General features: G+C 36.0%; 5 protein-coding genes. All 5 read right to left on the bottom strand.

The features are described 5' to 3' along the window. Positions 1 to 94 precede the first annotated feature (94 nt). Entirely contained in the window at positions 95 to 841 is a 747-nt protein-coding gene (locus tag HRU49_RS13685; RefSeq protein WP_296358122.1) for a succinate dehydrogenase/fumarate reductase iron-sulfur subunit, read from the bottom strand. 9 nt (positions 842 to 850) lie between these two features. Continuing rightward, positions 851 to 2,851: a fumarate reductase/succinate dehydrogenase flavoprotein subunit gene (locus HRU49_RS13680; protein ID WP_296358120.1), complete on the bottom strand. Its 2,001-nt coding sequence runs from the start codon at positions 2,849 to 2,851 to the stop codon at positions 851 to 853. A gap of 12 nt (positions 2,852 to 2,863) precedes the next feature. Then, entirely contained in the window at positions 2,864 to 3,550 is a 687-nt protein-coding gene (locus HRU49_RS13675) for a succinate dehydrogenase cytochrome b subunit (protein ID WP_296358118.1), read from the bottom strand. 216 nt (positions 3,551 to 3,766) lie between these two features. Beyond that, positions 3,767 to 4,996, bottom strand: coding sequence for an OmpA family protein (locus HRU49_RS13670; RefSeq protein ID WP_296358116.1), 1,230 nt, complete (start codon positions 4,994 to 4,996; stop codon positions 3,767 to 3,769). Positions 4,997 to 5,036: 40 nt separating this feature from the next. Next, positions 5,037 to 6,381, bottom strand: a 1,345-nt coding sequence (locus HRU49_RS13665) for a sialidase family protein (protein ID WP_296358114.1), incomplete at its 5' end; no start/stop codon positions are given.

Below are 6,381 nucleotides of genomic sequence, written 5' to 3'. Positions count from 1 at the left end.
TTCTTAGTATCTAATGCAGTCACAATAAAAAATTCCTAAGGTATAGTTTACCTTAGGAATTAGAATATTTCTTTTTTGATTAGCAGTTATTCTATTAGCCTTTAAAACTTGCAGCTAAATATTCACGATTCATACGTGCAATATTCTCTAAAGAGATACCTTTTGGACATTCGACTTCACATGCACCTGTGTTGGTACAATTTCCAAAGCCTTCTTCATCCATTTGCTTAACCATATTTAAAACACGATCTGTAGCTTCTACTTGTCCTTGTGGTAACAAAGCAAACTGAGAGACTTTTGCCGACACAAATAGCATTGCAGAAGAATTTTTACAACTTGCAACACATGCTCCACAACCAATACAGGTTGCCGCATCAAATGCTTTATCCGCATTTTCCTTTTCAATCGGAATCGCATTTGCATCTTGTGTATTACCAGAAGTATTTACCGAAATAAATCCACCGGCTTGCTGAATACGATCAAAAGATGAACGATCAACAATTAAATCTTTAATTACAGGAAATGCTTTTGCTCTCCATGGTTCAATATAAATAGTGTCACCATCACTAAAACTTCTCATGTGTAATTGGCATGCCGTAATCTTAGTAGATGGTCCATGCGCTCTACCATTAATGTATAAAGAACATGTTCCACAAATACCTTCACGACAATCATGATCAAAGGCCACAGGTGCTTCTCCTTTTTCAATTAACTCTTGGTTTAATACATCTAACATTTCCAAGAAGGACATATCTGGAGAGATTCCTGAAACCGGATAATCAACTATTTTTCCTTTGTCATTGGCGCCTTTTTGACGCCATATCTTCAACGTTAAATTCATCATAGCTTTTTATTTGTAACTTCTTTCTTTTACTTCAATATTTTCATACGTCAATGGCTCTTTGTGATGAACGGCCTCACTAGGTTGTCCTTTGTACTCCCAAGCAGATACGTATTGATACTCTTTAACACGCAGTGCTTCACCACCTTCAGTCTGATATTCCTCTCTAAAGTGGCCACCTGCAGATTCATTACGCTCTAAGGCATCCTTTGCAAATAATTCCCCTAATTCAAGAAAGTCAGCAACGCGACCTGCCTTAGCCAACTCTTCGTTATATTCATCTTGAGCACCTGGCACAAATACATCATTATAGAACTCCTCTCTTAATTCTGCAATATCTTTGATAGCTTCTTTTAGTTCCTTTTCGTTTCTTGCCATACCACATTTATTCCACATAATCTTACCAAGACGCTTATGGAAGTGGTCTACAGACTTTGTTCCTTTATTATTAATAAGCTTATCTAATGTTTCTCTAACACTATTTTCGGCATCATCAAATTCTTTTGTGTCTGTTGGGATTGGTCCTGTTCTTATATCATGCGCTAAGTAATCTCCAATTGTATATGGCAATACAAAATAACCATCAGCTAGACCTTGCATTAGGGCAGAAGCCCCTAAACGGTTAGCACCATGATCAGAGAAATTAGCTTCACCAACTGCATAAAGTCCAGGAACCGTTGTCATTAAATTATAATCAACCCAAAGTCCACCCATTGTATAGTGAACCGCAGGATAAATCATCATTGGAGTTTCGTATGGATTCTGATCAACAATTTTTTCATACATCTGGAATAAGTTACCATACTTGTTTTCAACTACTTTTTTGCCTAAATCGGTTACGACTTTCATGTCATTATCATCTAAGCCCTTTATATAAGCTTGTTCCTTACCGTAACGCTCAATGGCCGCAGCGAAATCTAAATACACAGCTTCGCCGGTTTGGTTAACCCCGTAACCTGCGTCACAACGCTCCTTTGCCGCTCGAGATGCCACATCACGAGGTACTAAGTTACCGAAAGCAGGATAGCGACGCTCTAAGTAATAATCGCGATCTTCTTCAGCAATTTCAGTTGGTTTTAAACTACCATTTCTAATGGCTTCAACATCTTTCATGTGCTTTGGTACCCAAATACGTCCATCATTACGTAAGGACTCTGACATTAAGGTTAACTTAGACTGATGATCACCAGAAACAGGAATACACGTTGGGTGAATTTGTGTGTAACACGGATTAGCGAAAAATGCACCACGTTTATGGGCTTTCCAAGCTGCTGTTACATTAGAACCCATTGCATAGGTCGATAAGTAAAAGGCATTTCCATAACCTCCTGTACCTAAAACAACCGCATGTGCTGAGTGTCTTTCTATTTCACCAGTTACTAAATTTCTAGCTATAATTCCTCTGGCCTTACCATCAACAATAACCACGTCAAGCATTTCATGACGCGTGTACATTTTTATTTTCCCACGCCCAATCTGACGGTTCATTGCTGCGTACGCACCTAATAATAGTTGTTGTCCTGTTTGGCCTTTGGCATAAAACGTCCTTGATACTAACACACCGCCAAACGAACGGTTATCTAAAAGACCACCATATTCTCGAGCAAAAGGTACACCTTGGGCAACACACTGGTCAATAATATTAGTTGATACCTCAGCTAATCGATACACGTTAGATTCTCTTGAACGGTAGTCACCACCCTTTACAGTATCATAAAATAAACGATACGTTGAATCACCATCACCTTGATAGTTCTTAGCCGCATTGATTCCACCTTGTGCAGCAATAGAGTGCGCACGTCTTGGAGAATCTTGAAAGCAAAATGCCTTAACGTTATAACCTAATTCAGCCAAAGTTGCCGCAGCAGATCCACCTGCTAAACCTGTACCAACAATAATCACATCAATCAAACGCTTGTTGGCTGGATTAACAAGATTTATATCATTTTTATGTTTGGTCCACTTGTCCGCTAAAGGACCATCTGGTATTTTAGAATCTAATATTGACATATTATCTTTTATTTAGTGGGTAAAATGATGAAATAAGGCTATAAATACAAATCCTAATGGTACTCCAATAGCATACACCTTACTAAATCCTTTTAGACTCTTTACATACTTATTGTTAGCACCTACTGACTGGAATGCAGAATTGAAACCATGCAATAGGTGTAAGCTTAATAAAATAAAGCCAATGATGTAAAAACCAACTCGTAAAGGATCTACAAACTTCTCTCTTAATTCTTCGTAATAACGGAATCCTGAGTCTTGAATATTCGGATCAACAAGTCCACTCATATCACCTTCCATATACTTTACGGTCATTTCATGTACCCAAAAATCATACATATGTAAAATTAAAAAGGCTAATACCACTGCCCCTGTCAATAGCATATTTCTACTCATCCAAGTTGAGTTGGCAGCACGACTTGTTTTTGCATAACCAACGGCTCTTGCCCTGTTATTGTGAATTTCTAAGACAAAACCCATTACAAAATGAAATACAACACCAAAAATTAATACAGGCTGTAAAATAAACTGAACAGCCCAAAAAGTTCCCATAAAATGAGACACCTCATTAAAGGTATCTGGACTAAAAACCGATAAGATATTTATAGCAAAATGTTGTAATAAAAAAACCATAAGGAAGAGTGCCGAAAGTGCCATGGCAAACTTTCTTCCAATAGACGAACTAAGAATTCCGCTCATTGTAGATCTAAACTTTTTGTTAGTACTACAAAGATACTGCTCAAATGGCGTTTTGCCAACTTGCCTATATTATAATTATTTATTTAGAATCGTTTTAATTAGGTAATCTTCTTTAAGGTATAATAACGACTTTCAGTCAAAAAAATCAATTAAAACTTTATGAACTGAAAGGAAACGAATTACAAAAGATTTCAGTTTTTGATTTCAATTTTTGAATCAATTACTTAAAATCTTAATTTCTACGCGTCTATTCTTGGACCGACCTTCTTTGGTTAAATTAGTTTCAATTGGCTCTGCTTCACCTAAGCCTTCGATGTCAATTCTATCTTTTAAAATGCCGCTATCAACAAGGTAATTTCTTACTGCACTTGCTCTCATATACGATAGTTTTCTATTTGCTTCATAACTCCCTGAACTATCTGTATGCCCAATAATTTTAAATCTCATCGAGTTAGGCTCTGAAGATAAAATTCTTGACAAATCTAGCAAATAAGGATAGGTGTCCTGAGTAAAGTTATAGTTGCCTGATTCAAACTTTATTCCACGAGCCAAGGCATTTAAATCACTATTTTTTTTCTCTAACTGAAGCTTAGTATCATTAACTGTTTCAATTATTTTATTTTCAACTGGTTTTTTGGTAGCAGTTGGACAACCATGATTGGTAAGGTCACCTTTTATTTGTGGACAATGATCTGCACTATCAACAACTCCATCTTTATCAGAATCAACAAAAGGACATCCATTATTCATTGGAGATCCTGGTGTATTTACGCAATAATCTTTATCATCAGGCACGCCGTCTGAATCAGAATCTTTTCTTAATTCTGAACCATTAGTCATTTCTTGTTTACTTGATTTAGTTCTACCCAATTGCACTAATAATCCAAAAGAATATAAAAAATGCCCTGATTCGAACATCTCAGTTTCACTAAAAACGCTTTTTACTGTAGTATTAAAGTCAAGTCCAAGGCGATCTGTTAACCATACTGAAGCTCCAACCCCGTAATTATACGTAAAAGTTCCTCGGTTAATAACGAAATAACCCAATCCAGCATTTCCATAAAGATCTAAGAATGATAGTCCTTCACCAAAATTGAGTAGTTGATTCAAATATACTTTTCCATTGATATCAAGAGCATAATATCTCTCTTTTTGTTTTAACAAAACTCCATCAATGACTCCTTCTAATTCTTCCCAAGAATTTAAACTACCTTGAATAGTTAATCCAAAGTTTTTATTTAATCTTTTTTCTAATCCTAAGGTAAGCGGAATGGAACCAAACGCATTTTGTTCTAATTGGGTGATACCACTGACAACATTTCTATTTCCGCGACTATCAACCATATTAACTCCGAACTTAAAAGTCCATTCATCAAAGTTATTAGTTCTTTCTTGTGAAAATCCAGAAAGAGAAGCTAGGAATAAAATTATAATTAATTTTTTCATATTTAGTTTGGTTAAATTAGTTGTAAAAATAAACTTTTAATTAATCTATAGAAAGATTTGTTTTTGCTTCGCCAATTTTAATAGTGTAAGCACCTTTTGGTAAATAATATTTTCCATTGCTTGCCTCATTGATATCTAAACTAGTATTTTCTTTCATTAAAGCTTTACGACCTTTTGCAGTTAATTCTAAATTATAATCCACATAATTGAAGCCTTTATCAACATTTATTACCATACTGCTCAATTCTGCACCACCTTCTGATAAAATCTTGAGTGTCGTTTGACCAGACGTATTACTAAAAAACTGAATTGTTTTTTCAGGCTCATAAGCGTCCAACCACTTGCTCCAAGAACTTCCCCAACGACTAGAATAACGCACTGCACTCACATCAAAAACTGAAATTGATTTAGTATTCATGTCATCATTCATATTTTGAAGCGGAGCAATATTTGCTTTATAAATACTGCGTCCATGTGTCCCTAATAATAGGTCCTTGGCCTCAGGCTGAATGACAATGTCGTGCACAGCTACATTTGGTAATCCTTTAGAGAAAACTTCCCAGGAATTGCCCATATCAAATGAAACATAAGCACCATTATCAGTACCCAGATAAAGTATATTTTCGTTTTGAGAATCTTCTACAATAACGTTTACTGGAGATGCAGGAATGTTACCACCGACATCTTTCCAAGTCTGTCCATAATCATCACTCATGAAGACATAGACTTTAAAATCATCCCAACGGTAACCATTTAGCGTTACATAAACGCGCTCTTTTTTGTGCTTAGAAGCCACAACACGACTTACCCATAAATCTTTTGGAAAAGCACTAGAGATATTATTCCAATTACCTCCTCCGTTTTTAGTAACCTGCACTAAACCATCATCGGATCCTGTGTAAATAAGACCAAATTGAAAGGGACTTTCACTTATGGACGTTAAAGTACCATAAGCCACATTGCCTTTTTTACCACCTTGAGTCAAATCATCACTAATAGCCACCCAATCATCACCTTGATTCATTGAACGCATTAGCTTATTACCTCCTAAATACAAAATATCTTGATTGTGAGGTGATAATAATATTGGCGTCTGCCAATTAAAACGGTACGGATTTTCACCTAAAGTATGTTTAGGTTGAATGTATTTGTTTGCATTAGTTTCTAAATTCAATCTGTAATAATTTCCAAATTGATAGCCTGTATAAACAATATTAGAATTACGACTATCAATCTGAACCTGCATTCCATCACCTCCCATAATTGAGGTCCATGGATACTGCCCTCCTTGATGCCAACTGTTATCCTCACGTGCATTGTTGGCTCCTTTCCAAACACCATTATCCTGTAAACCTCCATATACATTATATGGCTTTTCATGATCG

This window comes from Winogradskyella sp., assembly GCF_013213975.1.
Lineage (GTDB): Bacteria > Bacteroidota > Bacteroidia > Flavobacteriales > Flavobacteriaceae > Winogradskyella.
Note: the sequence above shows the minus strand (reverse complement) of the source record. Positions and strands in the feature narration are given on the sequence as shown.